18 protein-coding genes are annotated in these 19,036 nt (G+C 68.0%); 5 read left to right on the top strand and 13 right to left on the bottom strand.

What is annotated here, in order from left to right:
- Positions 1-7 precede the first annotated feature (7 nt).
- Positions 8-340 (bottom strand): hypothetical protein, encoded by a 333-nt coding sequence (locus ACOJTB_RS15630; RefSeq protein ID WP_420103446.1) that lies wholly within the window; start codon positions 338-340, stop codon positions 8-10.
- Positions 341-451: 111 nt separating this feature from the next.
- Positions 452-1,888, bottom strand: a complete 1,437-nt coding sequence (locus tag ACOJTB_RS15625) for an MFS transporter (protein ID WP_420103445.1) — start codon at positions 1,886-1,888, stop codon at positions 452-454.
- A 254-nt stretch (positions 1,889-2,142) separates the two neighbouring features.
- On the opposite strand from ACOJTB_RS15625, the gene flhA reads away from it, so the two are divergent.
- Both flhA and ACOJTB_RS15615 read left to right on the top strand, forming a co-directional pair.
- Positions 2,143-4,236: a flagellar biosynthesis protein FlhA gene (gene flhA / locus ACOJTB_RS15620; RefSeq protein ID WP_420103500.1), complete on the top strand. Its 2,094-nt coding sequence runs from the start codon at positions 2,143-2,145 to the stop codon at positions 4,234-4,236.
- Between the two features lie 65 nt (positions 4,237-4,301).
- Positions 4,302-5,207 (top strand): DMT family transporter, encoded by a 906-nt coding sequence (locus ACOJTB_RS15615; RefSeq protein WP_420103444.1) that lies wholly within the window; start codon positions 4,302-4,304, stop codon positions 5,205-5,207.
- Between the two features lie 19 nt (positions 5,208-5,226).
- Here ACOJTB_RS15615 and ACOJTB_RS15610 read toward each other — a convergent pair whose 3' ends face one another.
- From ACOJTB_RS15610 to ACOJTB_RS15600, 3 genes are all read right to left on the bottom strand, one after another.
- A complete protein-coding gene (locus ACOJTB_RS15610) occupies positions 5,227-6,264 on the bottom strand; it encodes a lysylphosphatidylglycerol synthase transmembrane domain-containing protein (protein WP_420103443.1) in 1,038 nt (345 codons plus the stop codon).
- Between the two features lie 256 nt (positions 6,265-6,520).
- Positions 6,521-6,895 (bottom strand): CopM family metallochaperone, encoded by a 375-nt coding sequence (gene copM / locus ACOJTB_RS15605; RefSeq protein WP_420103442.1) that lies wholly within the window; start codon positions 6,893-6,895, stop codon positions 6,521-6,523.
- 71 nt (positions 6,896-6,966) lie between these two features.
- On the bottom strand, positions 6,967-7,368 hold the full coding sequence (locus tag ACOJTB_RS15600; RefSeq protein ID WP_420103441.1) for a hypothetical protein: 402 nt from the start codon (positions 7,366-7,368) through the stop codon (positions 6,967-6,969).
- A 69-nt stretch (positions 7,369-7,437) separates the two neighbouring features.
- Here ACOJTB_RS15600 and ACOJTB_RS15595 point away from each other — a divergent pair, with 69 nt between their 5' ends.
- A complete protein-coding gene (locus ACOJTB_RS15595; protein WP_420103440.1) occupies positions 7,438-8,070 on the top strand; it encodes a GNAT family N-acetyltransferase in 633 nt (210 codons plus the stop codon).
- Between the two features lie 442 nt (positions 8,071-8,512).
- Here ACOJTB_RS15595 and fliJ read toward each other — a convergent pair whose 3' ends face one another.
- The gene (gene fliJ, locus ACOJTB_RS15590; RefSeq protein WP_420103439.1) at positions 8,513-8,917 is read right to left on the bottom strand and encodes a flagellar export protein FliJ; all 405 of its coding nucleotides are present in this window, start codon (positions 8,915-8,917) and stop codon (positions 8,513-8,515) included.
- A gap of 225 nt (positions 8,918-9,142) precedes the next feature.
- Between fliJ and ACOJTB_RS15585 the strand changes: the two genes are divergently transcribed.
- On the top strand, positions 9,143-10,387 hold the full coding sequence (locus ACOJTB_RS15585; RefSeq protein WP_420103438.1) for an MFS transporter: 1,245 nt from the start codon (positions 9,143-9,145) through the stop codon (positions 10,385-10,387).
- Here the strand turns inward: ACOJTB_RS15585 and ACOJTB_RS15580 are convergent.
- Both ACOJTB_RS15580 and fliI read right to left on the bottom strand, forming a co-directional pair.
- The gene (locus ACOJTB_RS15580) at positions 10,381-10,734 is read right to left on the bottom strand and encodes a DUF1304 domain-containing protein (protein WP_420103437.1); all 354 of its coding nucleotides are present in this window, start codon (positions 10,732-10,734) and stop codon (positions 10,381-10,383) included. The two genes, ACOJTB_RS15585 and ACOJTB_RS15580, sit on opposite strands and share 7 nt — an antisense overlap.
- A gap of 16 nt (positions 10,735-10,750) precedes the next feature.
- On the bottom strand, positions 10,751-12,100 hold the full coding sequence (gene fliI / locus ACOJTB_RS15575; RefSeq protein WP_420103436.1) for a flagellar protein export ATPase FliI: 1,350 nt from the start codon (positions 12,098-12,100) through the stop codon (positions 10,751-10,753).
- Positions 12,101-12,552: 452 nt separating this feature from the next.
- Between fliI and ctrA the strand changes: the two genes are divergently transcribed.
- Complete coding sequence (gene ctrA, locus ACOJTB_RS15570) at positions 12,553-13,254, top strand: response regulator transcription factor CtrA (protein WP_089174306.1); 702 nt, start codon at positions 12,553-12,555, stop codon at positions 13,252-13,254.
- A gap of 226 nt (positions 13,255-13,480) precedes the next feature.
- On the opposite strand, the gene ACOJTB_RS15565 is transcribed toward ctrA, so the two are convergent.
- The 5 genes from ACOJTB_RS15565 to ACOJTB_RS15545 are packed head-to-tail and all read right to left on the bottom strand — an operon-like array spanning position 13,481 to position 19,034.
- The gene (locus tag ACOJTB_RS15565; protein ID WP_420103435.1) at positions 13,481-14,359 is read right to left on the bottom strand and encodes a CheR family methyltransferase; all 879 of its coding nucleotides are present in this window, start codon (positions 14,357-14,359) and stop codon (positions 13,481-13,483) included.
- Positions 14,359-15,465, bottom strand: coding sequence for a chemotaxis-specific protein-glutamate methyltransferase CheB (cheB, locus tag ACOJTB_RS15560; protein ID WP_420103434.1), 1,107 nt, complete (start codon positions 15,463-15,465; stop codon positions 14,359-14,361). The genes ACOJTB_RS15565 and cheB overlap by 1 nt, the downstream gene beginning before the upstream one ends.
- Before the next feature lie 59 nt (positions 15,466-15,524).
- A complete protein-coding gene (locus ACOJTB_RS15555; RefSeq protein ID WP_420103433.1) occupies positions 15,525-15,890 on the bottom strand; it encodes a response regulator in 366 nt (121 codons plus the stop codon).
- 31 nt (positions 15,891-15,921) lie between these two features.
- Positions 15,922-16,416, bottom strand: a complete 495-nt coding sequence (locus ACOJTB_RS15550) for a chemotaxis protein CheW (protein WP_420103432.1) — start codon at positions 16,414-16,416, stop codon at positions 15,922-15,924.
- On the bottom strand, positions 16,413-19,034 hold the full coding sequence (locus ACOJTB_RS15545) for a chemotaxis protein CheW (RefSeq protein ID WP_420103431.1): 2,622 nt from the start codon (positions 19,032-19,034) through the stop codon (positions 16,413-16,415). The genes ACOJTB_RS15550 and ACOJTB_RS15545 overlap by 4 nt, the downstream gene beginning before the upstream one ends.
- Positions 19,035-19,036 lie beyond the last annotated feature (2 nt).

Raw genomic sequence — 19,036 nt, 5'->3', positions numbered from 1 at the left:
TCCGATTTTACCAGTAGCGGCGGCGATAATAGCGCGGCCGGGGGCGGTAATAATAGCGCGGACGGTAATAGGGCCGCGGCCGGTAATAGGGGCGCGGGCGAGCATAATAACGCGGCCGGCGATAATAGTAGTACTGGCTGAACTCGGCGTCGGTCTTGTCCAGCGCCTCCTTCATCTCCGCCGTCACTGCCTCGTCGCCTTTGGGCTGAGCGGGTTCCGGCTGCGGGGCCGGCGCGGGCGGGGCTACCTTGGGCTGGGCTGCTTCGGCAGCGGCGATGCCGCCCATGCCGGCAGCCGCGAGGCCCCCGACCAGCGTCATCAGGAATGAGCGTCTGTCCACGACGACCTCCAGACTGTTTCCACCAATCCCGCGATCATAGGGCGGGCTCATCATAATGCACGCGGCGAGGCTCTTGTTCCACCCGGTACGAGGCAACGTGGTGAAGGCGCATCAATCCACGGCTGTCAGAGGCCGCGCCACCGCCTCCAGCGGCTGACGTTCCGCCCTGACGGCGAAGCGCGCGGCGACGAAAGCCGCGATCAGCATCAGCAGCGCGCCGAACAGATAGCCGCCGAAAACGCTGGCGCGAGAGCCGGTGTCGATCAGCGCGCCAAAGATCCAGGGGCCGGCGACACCGCCCGCGCCGGTGCCCACCGCGTAGAACAAGGCGATGGCGAGCGCGCGCATCTCGACCGGGAAGGTTTCCGAGACCGTGAGATAGGCCGAGCTCGCCGCGGCGGAGGCGAAGAAGAAGACGACGCTCCAGCAGGCGGTAAGCTGGCCCGCCGTCAGCAGGTCGCGCCAGAACAGATAGCCGGTGCCGGTCAGCAGGACGCCCGAGAGCGCATAGGTCGCCGCGATCATGCTGCGTCGGCCGACCGTGTCGAAGAGGCGGCCGAGCAGCAGGGGGCCGAGAAAATTGCCGGCGGCGAAGGGCAGGATGAACCAGCCGATCGAGGCCGAGGGCACGTTGTAGAAATCGGTGAGGATCAGCGCATAGGTGAAGAAGATCGCATTGTAGAAGAAGGCCTGCGCCACCATCAGCGTCAGCCCGACCAGCGCCCGGCCGCGGTGGACGACGAACAGCGCCCGCGCCACCTCGCCGAGCGGGGTGGCGGCGCGCGGACGTAGCCGCGTCATGGCCAGCCGCTCACCGGCCGGAGGCGTGAAGCCAGCCCGCCTTTCGATCTCGGCGACGATAGCGGCAGCCTCTTCGGGCCGGCCGTGGCTGATCAGCCAGCGCGGGCTTTCGGGCAGGAATTGCCGCAGCAGGAGAATGACCAGCCCCAGCGCCGCGCCGATGAAGAAGGCGAGGCGCCAGCCATGTTCGGGGTCGATATGCGCCGGGTCGAGCAGCACGATCGCCCCCACGGCGCCGATCGCTGCGCCGACCCAGAAGGAGCCGTTGATCACCAGATCGGTCCAGCCGCGCATGCGGGCCGGGATCAGTTCCTGAATCGTCGAGTTGATGGCGGTGTATTCGCCGCCGATCCCCATGCCGGTGAGGAAGCGGAAGATCAGGAAGCTCCACAGGTTCCAGGAGAAGGCCGTCGCGGCGGCGGCCGCCAGATAGACCAGCAGCGTGATGGTGAAGAGCTTCTTGCGGCCGAGCCGGTCGGTCAGCCAGCCGAAGACGACCGCGCCGAGAACGGCGCCGGCGATATAGGCCGCTCCCGCCAGACCCACCTCGGTATTGGTGAATCTCAGGACGGGGCTTTCCTTCAGCGCGCCCGATACGGCTCCCGCCAGCGTCACCTCCAGCCCGTCGAGAATCCAGGTGATTCCCAGAGCGGCCACGACCATCGTGTGGAAGCGCGACCAGGGCAGCCTGTCGAGCCGCGCGGGGACGTCGGTTTCGATGATGGCGGCTGGCTGCGCGTTTCGCACGGTTCCCCCGATCCGTCCGTGCCGGCGGCACGTTTGCGACCCGGCGGCGCCGGGCCTCTGTCGGCTCTCGACAACCGGAGCCCGGCGGCAAAGGTTCCGGCCGGCGCGGGGATGGCGCCGATCTTAACCACTCGTTCACCATAAACCCGGCAAGAATTGCCGAGCTCGGCGACCGTTCCAGGTCTGCCGCGGCATGGCCAGGGACGAGGCGGTCGATGACCGATGTGACGGCAGGGCAGGCGGGCGGGTTCGGCATGCCGAGCCGGGGCGGGCTCGCCAAGATGTTGAGCCGGCCGGACCTGTTCCTGGCGGCGGGCGTCATGGGCATCCTGGTGGTGCTCATCTTCCCGATGCCGGCGATCCTGCTGGATCTGATGCTGGCGCTCTCCATCATCGTCTCGGTGCTGGTGCTGATGACGGCGCTGTTCATCGAGGAGCCGCTGGAGTTCTCGTCCTTTCCGACGGTGCTGCTCATCGTCACCATGTTCCGGCTGGCCCTGAACCTCGCCTCGACGCGCCTTATCCTGGCGCATGGGCATGAGGGCACGGCGGCCGCCGGCCATGTCATCGAAGCCTTTGCCGGCTTCGTCATGGGCGGCAATTTCGTGATCGGCGTGATCGTGTTCACGATCCTGCTGATCGTGAACTTCATCGTCATCACAAAGGGCTCCGGCCGCATCGCCGAAGTCGCGGCGCGCTTCTCCCTCGACGCGATGCCCGGCAAGCAGATGGCGATCGACGCCGATCTCTCCGCCGGCCTGATCGACCAGGACACGGCAAAGTCGCGGCGCCGCGCGCTAGAAGACGAATCGGCCTTCTTCGGCTCGATGGACGGTGCTTCCAAATTCGTGCGCGGCGATGCCATCGCCGGCCTGCTGATCACCTTCATCAACGTGCTCGGCGGCATCGTCATCGGCGTCGCGCAGCAGGGGCTGAGCTTTGGACAGGCGGCCACCAACTACACCCAGCTGACGATCGGCGACGGCCTCGTCAGCCAGATCCCGGCGCTGATCGTCTCGACCGCGGCCGGCCTGCTGGTCTCGAAGGCCGGCGTGCGCGGCGCGGCCGACAAGGCGCTCGGCCAGCAGCTCTCCGGCTATCCCAAGGCGCTCGGCATGTCGGCGGCGGTGATGCTGCTGATCGCGCTGCTGCCGGGCATTCCGATGCTGCCGTTCCTCGCGCTCGCGGGCGGGGCGGGTTACCTCGCCCGTCGCTTCGGCCGGTTGGCGAAGGAGAAGGAGGCGGCTGCGGCCACCGCGCCCGGCGCGGCCCAGGCCGGCGGCGGCACCGCGGCAGACGGCTCGGCCCGCGAGGAGACGCTGAACGATCTGCTCAAGATGGATGAGCTCAAGATCGAGATCGGCTACGCCCTGCTGCCGCTGGTCAACTCGACGAGCGGGCAGGACCGGCTGACCGACCAGGTGCGGGCGCTGCGGCGCCAACTGGCGGCCGAGCTGGGCTTCGTGATGCCGGCCGTGCGCATCGTCGACAATGTCCAGCTCGAGTCGAACCACTACTACATCAAGATCAAGGAGATCGATGCCGGGCACGGCATCGTCTATGCCGGCCAGTACATGGCGATGGACCCGATGGGCGGCACGGTCAACCTGCCGGGCCACAACGTGCTGGAGCCGACCTTCGGCCTGCCCGCGACCTGGATCGACGGGGCGCTGCAGGACGAGGCCCAGCTGCGTGGCTACACGGTGGTGGACGCGGCGACCGTGATCTCGACGCATCTCACCGAGGTGCTGAAGTCGAACATGCCGGAGCTGCTCTCGCATGGCGAGGTGCAGAAGCTGCTGCGCGAACTGCCGAAGGACCATGCCGATCTCGTCAAGGAGATCGTGCCGATGCAGATCTCGACCACGGGCATCCAGCGCGTGCTGCAATTGCTGCTGGGCGAGCGCGTCTCGATCCGCGACCTGCCGACCATCATCGAAGGGATCGCGGAGGTCGCCGGCGGCGTGAAGAACCCGCGCGACATCGCCGAGCATGTCCGGGCCCGCCTCGCGCGCCAGATCTGCGCCCAGTTCTCGGACGCCAACGGCACGCTGCCGATCATCACCCTCTCGCCGGCCTGGGAAAGCGTCTTCGCCGAATCCGTCATTGGCCAGGGCGAGGACCGTCATCTGGCGATGCAGCCCTCCCGCCTGCAGGATTTCGTGCGCCATGTCCGCGAGCGCTTTGAGGACGCGGCGCGCATGGGCGAGATGCCGGCGCTGGTCACCTCCGGCCTTGCGCGGCCCTTCGCCCGCCAGATCATCGAGCGGTTCCGCCGGGAGACGCCGGTGCTGTCGCAGGCGGAGATCCACCCGCGCGTGAGGCTGCGCAACGTCGGTAGCGTCTGATTCCACGCCCCCCGGATGCCCGCCGCGCAATGGTCATCGGCCAGGCGCAGGGCTAAGCCCGAGGCATGAGCCGCAACGCCGCCCTGTTCGCCGTGATGTGCCTGGTCTGGGGCCTGACCTGGCTGCCGGTCAAGGTGGGCGCAGCGCATGTGCCGCCGGTGTTCCTGGCCGCAGCGCGGTTCTCGCTGGCCGGGCTGCTGATGCTGCTCTGGGCCGGGCGCGATGTCGGCAAGGTGCCGGCCGGCGCTTGGCCGCGGCTGATCGTGACGGCGCTGCTGCTCAACACCGGCAATTACACGCTGCTGTTCTGGGGCACCGCCCACGCCCCCAGCGGCCTCGCCGCCATCGTCAATTTCGCGACGATCCCGATCTTCACACTGCTGGCGAGCCGCGCCATCGCGGGGGAGCCGATCGACGGGCGCAAGCTCGTGGCGATCGGGCTGGGCACGGTCGGGCTCGCCTTCCTGTTCGCGACGCGGGCGCTTGGCGGCCTCTCCTCGGCGCAGGGCGATCCGCTGGAGGCGCTGGCGCTCGCGGCCGTCGCGGCCGGCACGCTGCTCTATTGCACGGGGGCGGTGCTGGCGCGGCCGATCGCGGGCGCGATGCCGACGCTCACGCTCGCCGGCTGGCAGACGCTGATCGGCGGCATCGGATTGACGGCGGTGTCGCTGGCGCTGGAGCCGGTCACCAGCGCCGATCTCGCCAGACTGATGACATGGCCCGTATTGCCGGCCGTGATCTTCCTGATCATCGGCGGCTCGCTGATGGGCTTCACCATCTATATGCGGCTGCTGCGCGACTGGGGCGCCTTCCGGGCGGGGCTCTATGCCTTCGTCAGCCCGGCGATCGCGGTGGCGGTCGGTGTCGCGGCGCTGTCGGAGCCGTTCGGCTGGTCGGAGGCGGTGGGGGCGCTGCTGATGTTCGGCGCCGCCGCGATCGCGCTGAAGCGGCCTGGGCGGGAGCGCGCGTAACCCGCGATGACGGCTCCTGCTACGGAGCTGGCGCGATGCGGGTGCTGCGCTTGAGCTGCGCGCGTTCGAAGGCGATCACGATGGGCAGGGAGATCACCAGCGGAATGATGAGGTAGAACAGCCGCCAGATCAGCAGCGCGGCGAAGACGGCGGGGGCCGGCATGCCCGGCATCACGGCGAGGAACACCGCCTCCATCACGCCGACCCCGCCCGGGACCTGGCTCAGAAGCCCGGCCGAGAAGGAGAGCAGGAAGGCGCCGAGCACGATCATGAAGCCGGGATTGCCCTGCTCAGGCAGGGCGAAATAGATGATGCCGGCCGCGCCCGCCAGCTCCAGCGGCGCGGCCAGATATTGCCGCGCGACGATCGGCAGGCGCGGATAGATGACTTCGAACTTGCCGATCTTCAGAGGCCTGAACTTCAGCCAGGATCCCAGCGTGTAGAGCGCCACGAAGGCGAGCATGCCGACGCCGATCATCCGCGCTGTGCCGTCGCCGATGGCGAACCATTTCGACATGCGCGTCAGGGGCCGCAGGATCTCGGGTTCGTAGATGAGCACGATCCCCATCAGCAGCAGGGTGCCGAAGGCGAAGGTGAAGGAGCACAGCGCGATCAGCACCGCGACTTCGGCCGCATTCAACCCCTTCGCCGTGTAGGCGCGGAACCGCACCATGCCGCCCGAGAACACCGAGGCGCCGATATTGTGCGAGAGCGCGTAGGTCACGAAGGAGCACAGCGAGATGTAGAACCAGGAAATGCCCTTGGCCTTGCCCAGATGCATCAGGGCGATGCGGTCGTACCAGGCGAGGGCGGCGTAGGCGACGAGCGTGGCCAGTGCGGCATGGAAGAAGGCGTCGGGCGGGATCACCGCGATCTTGTGGCCGATGCGCTGGGCGATGATCTTGATGCTCTGCCAGAGATTGGCGTTCTGCAGCAGCGCCTCGACGGCAGCATCCGAGCCTGCCTCGGACTTCAGCTTGTCCCAGAGCAGTTCGACCGACCAGACCACCGCGACGAGCCCGATGATCGGCCAGAGATAGTCGAGATAGCGTTTCATCGGGCGCGGGGCTTCGCTGCAGCGTGAGGGGCGTGCGGCCCACGTCGTCACGCTGGACCATCGCGTGTCCGCAAGGACGCGATTGCGATGATCCAGCCTGTGCCGAGGCGCCGGATGTTTCCGGCAAGCGGGTCCCGCTTCCCGGTCCGATGCTTTAGCGGCGCGAACCTTAAAGAGCCGTCTTGCCAGTCGCCGGAGCGGGGCGCAAGCGGCGAAAGGCCGGCGGCGTCGCCGCTGCCGGCCTCTGGTGCGGCGGCTACTTGCCGAGCTTCTTCAGCATCTCGCGCATCATCGCGACCTCCTTCTCCTGGTCGCGGACGATGGCTTCGGCGAGCTTGCGAACCTCGGGGTCCTTGCCATGGCTGAGAACGATCTTCGCCATCTCGATCGCACCCTGATGATGCGGGATCATCCCGCGCAGGAAATCGACATCGGCATCGCCGGAATAGGCGATGTCCATGTCCTTGTGCATCTTCATGTTCGCGGCCTTGTAGGCCTGTGTGGAGGCTGTCTCGGCCTTGGTGCGGGAGGCCGGAGCCGCGCCGTGCTGATGGCCCTGTTGGGCGAAAGCGGGGGCGGCGAGGCAGAGCCCGAGCACCAGGGCGGCGGTCTGCGAAACATAACGGTTCATCGTGGCAATCCTTTAAAATGAGCGACGTGGCCGGGCGCCTCGGCTGGCCGGCGGCTTCGTCGGGAACGGGTTCAGGCGCGGAGCTGTTCCGTTCGGGGTGGGGGCTTGGCCGGCTCCGGCGAGAGGCCGGCGCCCGGCGGTCTTTCGGCCTCCCGCCAGGGCTCCCAGACGATGAGGCGCGCGGGCAGCGCGATCGAGACCGGCGCCGGCAAGAGCGTGCAGGCTGCGACGCAGCACGCCGGTGCCTTGGGCGGAAGGGCCCGGTCGGTACCGGAATCGTGGCAGGGCGCGAGGGACGCGGGCGCATGGTGCGACATTCCCGACGAGGCGGGGCGGGGCGTTGCGAGACCGGGGGCGGCGAGCAGCGTCAGATGCGGCATCACCGCCGCGAGCATGACCAGCAGCGCGAGCAGGACACGGCCCGGCCGGGGGTTGCGGCTCGGCTGCGGATGTGAGGGACCGGCATGCATCATCGCACCCTGACCTTTCGGCGCCGATCATGTCATCATCGCGGCCGGATTTTCCATTCGGACGATGATGGCATGAGCGGCACCCTGACCATTACCCTGACCGGAACGACCGATCTGCCGCCCGGCAAGATCGCGGCGATCGTGACTTCGCTGGAGATGACGGCCCGGCCGCCGGTCAAAGCCGATCCGCCCGGCACGGAGGAGCTGTCCCTCGAGCGGCTGAGCGGCAGCCAGACCGAGCGCTATCTCGCGATCTACAGGGTGCTGGGCGAGCGCTGGATGTGGTTCAGCCGCCTCGTGATGCCGAGGGTTCAGCTCGAATCGATCCTGACCGATCCGGCCGTCGCGCTCTATGTGCTCCGGTGGGAGGGCTGCGATGCCGGCCTGCTGGAGCTGGATTTCCGCGTCGCCGGAGAATGCGAACTCGCCTTTTTCGGCATCGACGAGCCCGTGCTGGGCAAGGGCGCCGGGCGCTGGCTGATGAACCGGGCGCTGGAGCTCGCCTGGGCCGCGCCGATCCGGCGCTTCTGGGTCCATACCTGCACGATCGACCATCAGGGCGCGGTCGAGTTCTACCAGCGCTCCGGCTTCAGCGTGTTCAAGCGCGGGGTCGAGGTCGACGACGATCCGCGGCTGAAGGGCGCCCTGGGGCGCGAGAGCGTGCCGCATCACCCGGTTGTGGAGCCGGGCCGAGCGGCGGGCTGAGGCTCGGGGCCGGCGCTATGGACCGGCCCGGCCTCATGGACAGGGCCCTCGCTCTTCGTCAGGATCGGTCCGCTGACTAAGGCGCCGGTCCGTTCTCGTTCCGGCCGCAGTCGCGGAGATGCGCAGGCATGTTCAGAGACACCAGCGACGAATGGCCGTTCGGACCCGGCGATGGGCCGAAACCGGCGCCGAAACGGCCGAACCTCTCACCGGCGGATCGGAGGATGCTCGGCCGCGTGCTCGGCCTCAACGCGGTGCTGCTCGTGATCGCGCCGATCGGCGGCGCGACCCTGATTCATCCGCTCATCGCCTGGCTCACCGGACCTTGAGGGCCTCACGGCGCGCTGGCTCGCATCATGGCAGCCCGCAGGCGCCCGGCCTCCGACGCATGAAAAAGCCCGCAGGAGCGGTCCGGCGGGCTTCGTGAATGAGGAGGGGTCGCTCAGGCGCGCGAGCGCAGGCCGATGGCGTCCATCGTCGCCTGGTCGCGGGCGGCTTCGGCGGCACGCTCGGTGGCGCGTTCGCGATCCTCGAGGATCTCGACCTTCTTCATATCCTCGAAGGCTTCCTGCAGCTCGGCCTTCGCCTCGTCGAGCTGGCCCTGCAGATTGTCGGCCGACTGGCGCAGGTTGTCGCGGCGGCCGAGCGCGGCCTTGGCATAGGTCGGGTAGGCGAAATGGCCGGGATCGGTGATACCGGCGCGGGCCTCTTCGGACTGGATTTCGCGATCGAGATCGCTCGCCATCCGGTGGAAATCGGCGATCATCATCTCGATCTGGGCCACACGCCGACGCTTCTCGTCGACCTGGAACCGTTTGAGCCGAAGCAGCGTCTCTCGCGACTTCATGTCGTTTCGTACTCCATTACGCATCGGCAGCGACCGACCCCTCGATCGACGACCGAACTCCATCCGCGAGACCCGAGCACCTTGGCGCAAGGAGGTTGACCTTTCCTTACCGCAATGCCCTGCTTTCAACGCATGTTCAGGTCGCTTCCGGGCTGCTGCCAAGGGCTGGCATGATGATCTAGCAGAGGCTCCCCGGCCCCGTGGCCTCCCCCGGATCCTCGCGTCTTGCCTGCTCTGCTTCCTCGCTTCGCCGGTCACGGACCACTCCTGAGCGGTCTCGTCGTGACGCGGCTGATCGGCTGGGGCACGACGTTCTATTCGCCCTCTGTGCTCGTGCAGGCCTTCGACCGGGAGCTCGGGCTCAATGCCGAGATCGTCTTCGGTGGCATTACGGTGCTGCTGATCACGGGGGCACTGGTGGCGCCCGCCATCGGCCGCCGGCTCGACCGCCACGGGACGCGCGGCACCATGTGCCTCGGCGCCGTCATCTGCGCACTCGGCTTCGTGCTGCTGGCCGCGGTGCAGGGACCCTGGAGCTATCTCGCCAGCTGGGCGGTGATCGGGCTCGGCCATGCCATGTCGCTGGCGAATGTCGGCAATGTCACAGTCGCACAGCTGATGGGGGACCGGACCCGCCGAGTCATCGGGCTGATGATGCTCGTGACGGGGATGGCGTCCAGTATCTTCTGGCCGGTGACGGCGTTTCTGACCGAGCGCTATGGCTGGCGGGACACGGTGCTGGTCTTCGCCGCGCTGCAACTCCTCGTGGTGCTGCCGATCTATGCGATGGTTCCGCGCCATCGCGGCCATGCCGCAGGGCCCTCCACGCCGCTCGCCGTCGCGGTGCCGGAGGCTGCGGATGTTGCGGTGATGGAGACCGGGCGCGTTGCTGCCTGCCGGCGCAACCAGGCCTTCTGGCTGGTGGCGCTCGCCTTTTCCGCCAGCGGGCTGGTGTCCTGGGGGCTACCGCTGCATCTGATCTCGCTGTTCCAGGCCGGAGGGCTCAGCCCGGCGGAGGCGGTCTGGGTCGCGACGCTCAGCGGGCCGGCGACGATCGCGGCCCGCGCCATCGACGCGACCGTGGGGGACAAGCTGCCGGCGGAGCGGGTGGCGCTGATAGGGTTGCTGCTCGGGCCGCTCTGCTGCGTGGCCTTGCCGCTGCTGCCGATGACCATGTCGGCGGCGACGGGCTTCATCGTCGTGTTCAGCGCCGCGCTTGGTGTCATCTCGGTGGCGAGGGCAACCCTGCCGCTGGCGCTGTTCGGGCGCCGAGGCTTCGCCTCCATGCTGGGCCGCCTGACCGTGCCGCAGAACATCGCCTTCGCGGCGGCTCCCCTGCTCTTCGCCGTGCTGATCGAGCGCTTCGGCCCCTCCCAGACGCTGGCGATTTCGGCGGCGATCCAGTTCGTCGGCTTCTTCGCGATGCTCGCTCTGGTGCGGATGCTGGCGCAGGCCGAGGCGACTCAGTAACCCGCGACCAGCGCCAGCAGGGCGAGCGCGGCGGGCAGAGCCTGCACATAGAGAATCTTGCGGCTGGCCGTCAGGGCGCCGAACAACCCGGCGACGAGGACGCAGCCGAGGAAGAACAGCTTGATCGCGAAGCCGCTCGGCCCAAGCCACAGTCCCCAGGCGAGGCCGGCGACGAGGAAGCCGTTATAGAGACCCTGATTGGCCGCCAGCGTCTTCGTCTTCAGGGCGAAGTCCTCGGTCAGGCCGAAAGCGGCGCGCCCGCGCGGCGTCGTCCACAGCACCATTTCGAGGATGACGATGTAGACGTGGATCAGTGCCACGAGGCCAGTGAGGAGAGTGGCGACCATGCCCGGTCCGTTCCTGTCAGTTGGAGGCGGCGCCCACGATCTCGGCCAGCCTGGCATAGCTCTCAGGCAGCGAGGTCGCGTCGTCCTTGGCCTGTTTGAGAAAGGCTTCCAGCGCCGGGTTGAGGCGGATCGCCTCGTCGACCTCGGCCGAAGCGCCCTGACGGTAGGCGCCCAGCCGGATCAGCTCTTCCATGTCGGCATAGGTCGCCAGCGTCGCGCGGGCCTTCTGCACGACCGGATAATAGGCCGGATCGCAGGAGCGCGGCATGGTGCGCGAAACGGATTTCAGGATGTTGATCGCAGGAAAGCGGCCGCGCTCGGCGATCGAGCGCTCCATCACGATATGGCCGTCGAGAATGCCGCGCACCGCGTCTGCCACCGGTTCGTCATGGTCGCCGCCATCGACGAGCACGGTGAAGAGGCCGGTGATGGCGCCGTCTCCCGTGCCCGGGCCGGCTCGCTCGAGCAGACGCGGCAATTCGGCGAAGACGGTCGGGGTGTAGCCCTTCGTCGTGGGCGGCTCGCCGGCCGCAAGGCCGATCTCGCGCATCGCCATGGCGAAGCGGGTGACGGAATCCATCAGGCACATGACCTGCAGGCCGCGGTCGCGGAAGAATTCGGCCAGCGCCAGCGTCGTCAACGCCGCCTGCTTGCGCATCAGCGCCGGCTCGTCCGAGGTCGCGACGACGACGATGGAGCGCGCCAGGCCCTGGGGGCCGAGGTCCTCCTGCAGGAACTCCTGCACCTCGCGGCCGCGCTCCCCGACGAGGCCGATGATGTTGACATCCGCCTTGGCATAGCGCGCCAGCATCGAGAGCAGGACGGATTTGCCGACGCCTGACCCTGCGAAGATACCCATGCGCTGGCCAAGGCAGCAGGTCAGGAAGGCGTTGAGCGAGCGCACGCCGAGATCGAGCGGGCGGCCGACGCGGCGGCGCGAATGGGCCGGCGGCGGATCGGCGCGGAAGGGATAGAGCGTGTCGCCCTCGGGCAGCGCGGCCCCGCCATCGACCGGGTTGCCGAGCGCGTCGATGACGCGGCCGAGCCACGCCGCGGTCGGCTTCAGGCCCGGCAGGATGCGGTCGACATGCACCGGGCACCCGCGCCGCACGCCGTCCAGGCTGCCGAAGGGCATCACCAGCGCCTTGTCGCCCGAGAAACCGACCACCTCGCAGGGGACCCGCTGGCCAGGCGCGATCTCGATGCCGACCCGCCCGCCCAGGCTCATGGCGCCGATCGGGCCGGCCACCTCGACCAGAAGGCCGCGCACGCCGGTCACGCGGCCATAGAGCGAGACCGGCTCGATGGCGGCGACCGTGCGGGTGAGGGCGGCGAGCCGACCGGGGCCGTGCGCGGTGCCACTCATGGGCTCACCCGTTCCCGTCCGTCGCGACGCGGGCGTCCAGCGCGCGGCGGCGAAGGAGGCGGGGCGTGCGGCGGCTCGTGCATGATCTGTTGATCTCTCCTAACAAATTGCGAGGATTTACGCTTCATTAAGTCGTGTGATTAACACTGGGCATCGAGAGCTGAATCGTCTGACGGGGACAACACCCCCGTTTTCGGAGCGGCTCTCCGCGAAAAGGCGTTTTCGCGGATGGAGTGTCGGGCGATCCGTGTCAAATTCGACTCACGTCGACAAGGATCGTGCACTTTTTCCGAGACAGCGCTTGCGCACGGGAATCACGGTTTGTTAACCAATTCGTCGTTAGCGTGTCGCGTGGCGTTTCATCGGGCAAGTGCGTTGTCGCCGAGGGCCGTTCCGGTCCGGGCCAAGCAAACGATCAACCTTGCCCTGCGGGCGAAATTGGGGACGTGGACATGCGGGTTCTGCTGATCGAGGACGATAGCGCGACCGCCCAGTCGATCGAGCTGATGCTCAAATCCGAGAGCTTCAACGTCTATACGACGGATCTCGGGGAGGAGGGCGTCGATCTCGGCAAGCTCTACGACTATGATATCATCCTGCTCGATCTCAACCTGCCGGACATGTCGGGCTACGAGGTGCTTCGCTCCCTGCGTGTCGCCAAGGTCAAGACGCCGATCCTGATTCTCTCCGGTCTCGCCGGCATCGAGGACAAGGTGAAGGGCCTCGGCTTCGGCGCCGACGATTATCTCACCAAGCCGTTCCATAAGGACGAACTCGTCGCCCGCATCCACGCCATCGTTCGCCGTTCGAAGGGCCACGCCCAGTCGGTGATCACGACCGGCGACCTCGTCGTCAATCTCGACACCAAGACCGTCGAAGTGGACGCCGCCCGCGTGCATCTCACCGGCAAGGAATACCAGATGCTGGAGCTGCTCTCGCTCCGCAAGGGCACCACGCTCACCAAGGAAATGTTCCTGAACCACCTCTATGGCGGCATGGATGAGCCGGAGCTGAAGATCATCGACGTCTTCATCTGCAAGCTGCGCAAGAAGCTCGCCAATGCGTCGGACGGCAAGAATTACATCGAGACGGTCTGGGGCCGCGGATATGTGCTGCGCGAGCCGTCCGAGGCGGATGAGCGCATCCCCGCCTGAGGCGACATCATCGCGTCGCGGGAGCGTCACGCTCCGGTCACGCAGAACGCCGATAACAGTTTTGATCTGATCGTCGGATGTAAACGACAGGTCGACGGGACCCCGCCGCGAGGCGGGGTTTTTGTCGTTCAGGGGTGCCCGAAGACCGCTCGGGCCGGCGCGCAGCCGGTGTCCGCGGAGGGGCGCCGCCTTGCGTGCCGGGTCCTGCTCGAGCCCGCGACCGGCGTCAGAGCGGCCGGGCGAGGCCGGCGCCGCGGGCCGCCATCGGCAGGGGCAGGGGCGAGGGGCGGATGTCGCGCGACAGCCGGATCAGACCGCGATTGTCGCGATCCGGCGTGAAGTCGGAGGGCAGGCCGAGGACGGTTTCGGTCGCGCCCAGCACCAGCGAGGCCTGCGGCGCCAGGCGCTGCGCCAGACGGGCGAGGACGCGCGTCTTCGTCGGCGGGTCGAAATAGATCAGCACGTTGCGGCAGAAAATCGCGTCGAACTGGCCGAGCGAGTCGCTCGCGTCGAGCAGGTTGTGCTGGCGGAATTCGACCATCGACCTCAGCCGGTCCGAGATGTGCCACTTGTCGCCGACCTGGGTGAAGTGGCGCAGCAGCATCTGGATCGGAAGGCCGCGCTGGACCTCGAACTGGCTGTAGACGCCTGCCCGAGCCTTCTCGAGGATTTCGCCGGAAATGTCCGTGCCGAGGATCTCGATGCGCCAGCCGGCGAGGCGCTCGGCCATGTCTTCGAGAATCATGGCGAGGGAGTAGGCTTCCTGCCCGCTGGAGACGGCTGCGCACCAGATCCGCAGCTGGCGGCGGGCGGCATTGACCGCGAGGCGCTCGGGCAGGATCACGTCCCTGAACAGCGTGAACGGCGTCTGGTCGCGGAAGAACAGGGTCTCGTTCGTGGTCATCGCCTCCACGATGGCGGATTCCAGCTCCGGCTCGCGCCCAAGCCTCAGCTGGCGCATCAGCGTGTCGATCGAGTCGACGTTGCGCTTGCGGCACAGGATGCTCAGACGGCTATCGGCGAGATAGAGCTTGTCGCTGCCGAGCGCGATGCCGGATTTGCGCTGGAGAAGGGCGCGGAGGAAGGCGAAATCGCTCTCGTTCATCAGGCGCCGCCCCCTTGCAGGAGCGCGCGGATCGCCGTGCCGATGTCGTCGAGCGAGATGGTGGCGCTGGCCTGGCCGGCCCGGACGACCGAGCCCGGCATGCCCCAGATCGTGCTGCTCGCCTCGTCCTGGGCGATGACGGCGCAGCCGGCCCGCCGCAGCGCGCCGGCGCCGTCCGTGCCGTCGCTGCCCATGCCGGTGAGCACGAGGCCCATCGCAGCCGCACCCAAGTGGCGCGCCGCATCGGTGAACAGCACATCGACCGCCGGACGGCAGAAATGGACCGGAGGGCCGTCGGTGACCGTCGCGACGATATGGCCGAGCCGCCGGTCGATGCCGAGATGGCGCCCGCCCGGCGCGATATAGACCGAACCGCGGTTCAGCCGCTCGCCATCATAGGGCTCGCGCGTCGGCACACCGATCTGGCTGCCGATCTGCTCGGCGAAGGAGGCCGTGAACAGCGGCGGCATATGCTGGACGATGAGCGTGGTCAGATGGTTCAGGTGCTCGCCGATGTCGAACAGCACCTTCGCCACGGCGCGCGGGCCACCGGTCGAGGCGCCGATGACGAGATAGCGCGGCATGATCGAGACGTGTTGCGACAGATTGCCCAGCCGCTGCGGAGCGGGCTCGGAGGAGTGATCGGCCGCCGGAACGCCCAGCTTCCCCGGGAGGCGGGTGATGTTGCCGAATTTCTGCAGGAACTCGCTGCGGAAATCGAGCGACATCGTCATGCCGGTGCGGCTGTCCGGCTTCGAGACGAGGTCCGTCGCGCCCCTGGTCATGCATTCCAGCGCCACGCGGGTGTTGCGCTCGTTGAGGGTCGCGGCGAGCAGAATGCTGGTCTGCGGGCTTTCGCGCAGGATCTGAGGCATGGTTTCGGCGCCCAGCACCCCCGGCATGTCGAGGTCGAGCACCATCACATCGGGCTTGAAGCGGCCGGCATGGGCGAGAGCGGTCTCGCCGTCGCCGGCGACCGCCACGACCTGAACATGGCCGACCTCGCCGAGCCAGCGCGCGAACAGGCCGCGCACCACGACGGAATCGTCGGCGATCACCACCGTCTTGTAGCGCGAGGCCTGGCCTATCAGGGAGGACGAGCCCATCATGGGATCCGATCGTTCCGGAAGACGGGCAACAGCCGTCTCGTGATCTGCCGTCAGGCTCAGAGCAGCCCGACCTGATGAAACTTCGACGCCACGATCTCCTTGTCGAAAGGCTTCATGATGTACTCGTCGGCACCGGCGTGCATGGCGCGCGCGATATGGGCGATGTCGTTCTCGGTGGTGCAGAAGACGACCTTGGGCCGCTTGCCGCCCGGCATCTGACGCAGCGCGCGCAGGAACTCGTAGCCGTCCATGATCGGCATGTTCCAGTCGAGGAGCACGGCATCCGGCATCTCGCCCTTGCAGGAATCGATGGCGCGGGCGCCGTCCTCCGCCTCGGCGATGCGGAACTGGAGGCCCTCCAGAATGCGGCGGGCGACTTTTCGGATCACGGCCGAATCATCGACGACGAGACAATATTTCATGATGCGGTTCTCCGAAGAGGCGGTGTGCGGCTCAGGCAGCCACGCGAAGGTCGAAGTCGAGCACGACATCCAGATCGAGGACGACGAGCAGTTGATCGGTCAGGCGGTGGACCCCGCCGGCCAGCGCCGTCCAGGCGGCGTCCAGATGGCCAGGCAGGGGTTCGAGAGTCGATGGGTCGAGGCGAAGAACCTCGCCGACCGCATCGACGATGAGGGCGTAGGCCTCGCCGCGATGATCGAGACCGATGGCGGTGAGGTTCAGCGCGCCCCTGTCGACAGGCAAGGCCGGCAGCTGCAGCCGCTGGCGCAGACAGATGGCCGTCACGACCCGGCCGCGCAGGTTCAGCAGGCCGACGATCTCCGGCGGCGCGCCGGGAACGACCGTGATCCGGTCGGCGATGAAGACGTCGCGGACGCGCTGGATCGGCAGGCCCAGAAGCTGGGTGCCGATGCGCACGGTGACATAGTCGAGCGAGCCCTCGAAAGGCTCGGGCGAGGCGTCGCGGGCGGGGTGATGGTCGGTCATGCCGCGTCCCTCATCTCGCCGCGGGCGTGCAGCTCCGAAAGGAGAGCGCGCCGGTCGAACTTGGCGTGGACGTCGTCGGCGCCGACGCGGTTGGCGCGGATCTGGAGATCGGGCGTGACCAGCGCGGTCAGCCCGAGGATTCGCACCGGGCGCCCGGCCGCCGCCGAGCGCAGATCGGCGATGAGCCGCAGCGCCGCATCGGTGTCGCGGTCGAGATCCACGAGGATGGCGCGGGGCGAGCTGTCCCGCGCCAGGTCGAGCGCCGTCGAGGGATCGGCCGCCGCCAGCACGGCGCGTCCCGAGGCCTTCAGCACGGGGCTCAGCATCTCGCGCAGGAACTCCGAAGGCTCCACCAGCAGGATGCTCTCGCTGCGATCGTGAGCGGGCATGCCGAACCAGCCGGGCTCGTCGAGCGGCAGGTAATGCGACAGATCGACGATGTCGGTGGCGCGTCCACGGATCATCGCCGATCCGATGACGCCGCGCTCGGTGGCCCCCGTCATTTCGAGCGCGAAGGGCTCCTCGACGATGTCGATGATCGATTCGACCGCCAGAGCCACGTTCAGCTCGCCGTTGGAGACGATGATGAGGGGTTGCAGCCCCTCGCTGCACAGCTTCGTCTGCCCCAGCGGGGTCACGGGCACGAGCCGGTTGCCGTAATGCAGCAGAGTGCGGCCCGCGCTCTTCTGGAACTGGGCGCTGTCGATTTCCTCCAGCCGGGCGACGAGAGACAGCGGCAGTGCCTGGGTGCGGTCTCCGCCTGTGCGGAAGACCAGCATGGTGGTCCGCTCCGGGCCGGCTGTGCGCGCGTGGCCGGACGCCTCCCCGCGTTCCGCTTCGGCGGGCGGGATCCGGCCGATGCCGGCGGCCACGCCGTTGGGGTCGACGATGAGGACCACGCTGCCGTCGCCCAGGATGGTGTTGCCCGAGAACAGCGGAATCTGGCGCAGCCGGCTGGCCATCGGCTTCACGACGATTTCCTCGGTATGGAAGACGCCATCGACCAGAATGCCGAACTGGCGCTCCCCGACCTGGGTGATCACGATGAAGCCGTCCTCGTGGGAGGCGCGGCAGGAACACATCAGCCCCGAGAGCGCGACGATCGGCAGCAGCTTGCCGCGCAGGCGCAGGATCGGCGCGCCGTTGATCTCCTCGATCCGATTCTCCCCGTCCGCTTTCACGCGCACGATTTCGCGCACCACGACCTGCGGGATCGCGTAGCGCTCGTCGCCGCAGACGACGATCAGCGCGGAGATGATGGCCAGCGTCAGCGGGATCTTGATCGTCATGGTGCAGCCGAGGCCGGGGCGGCTGACGATGTCGATCTGGCCGCCGATGGAATCGACATTGGCCTTGACGACATCCATGCCGACGCCGCGGCCGGACACGGCCGTCACCTGATCGGCGGTGGTGAAGCCCGGGTGGAAGATGAAGCGGCTGATCTGGGCGTCGCTCATGCGCTCCGCCTCGCTCTGGCTGGCGAGGCCGCGCGCGACGGCCCTGTTGCGGATGCGCTCGATGTCGAGCCCGCGTCCGTCATCGGCGACGCAGATCGTGACGGAGCCGCCCTCGTGATAGGCGCTGAGGCGGATGGTGCCGTGCTCGGGCTTGCCGGCGGCGAGGCGCTGCGGCGGCATCTCAATGGCATGGTCGGCGCAGTTGCGGACCATATGGATCAGCGGGTCCTTGATGAGATCGAGGATCTGCCGGTCGAGCTCTGTGTCGGCGCCTTCGGTGACGAGCTCGATGCGTTTGCCGAGCTCGGCGCTGAGGTCGCGCACGATCCGCGGAAGCTTCGACCAGGCGTTGCCGATCGGCTGCATGCGGGTCTTCATCACGCCGTCCTGCAGTTCGGCGGTGATCAGCGAGAGGCGCTGCAGCGGCGCCTTGAGGCCAATATCCTCCTTGCGGCGGGAGACTTCCAGCAGCTGGTTGCGGGTCAGCACCAGCTCGGACACCATCGTCATCAGATGCTCGATGGTGTCGACGGCGACACGCAAGGTGGCGGGACCGCCGCTGCGCGGCTGGCCGGCCTCGTGGCCGGTCTCCAGGACCGCGAGGCGACCATCCGGCCCGCGCTCGGGATCGGGCGCGCGCTGGAAGACGATATCCTCGGCGGGCGCGGCTGCGGCGAGCGGCGCGGCCTGTCCGTGACGGGCGAGATAGGCGGCGACAGGATCGATCGGCGCGTCCGGGCTCGGTGCCGGCGCCTCGGCCTGCTGCGTCGACGCCAGCTCGGCGCGGGCGACGGAGGCCAGGGTCTGCAGTTCGCTAATCAACCCGTCGTCGCTGCCGGCCGGCTCCTGCCCCTTCTCGGCGAGCTCGGCCAGGATGTCCTTCACCCGGTCGATCGTTTCGAGGATGGCGGTGACGGCGGTCGGGCGCACCATGGCGCCGTCGCGGAACTGGCCGATGACGGATTCGGCCGCATGGGTCAGCGCTTCCAGACGGGGCAGGCCGATGAAACCGCAGGTGCCCTTCACCGTATGAACCAGCCGGAAGATGTTCCGCAGAATCTCGCGGTTGTTGGGCTCCTGCTCGAAACGGACGAGTTCCCGATCCACCGTGTCGAGATTCTCGCCGGTCTCAGTCAGAAACTCTTGCAGCAAGTCGTCCATGC

Origin of the sequence: Allobosea sp. (assembly GCF_048595345.1) — a bacterium.
Taxonomy (GTDB): Bacteria; Pseudomonadota; Alphaproteobacteria; order Rhizobiales; family Beijerinckiaceae; genus Allobosea.
This window is presented reverse-complemented; position numbering and strand designations above follow the sequence as displayed.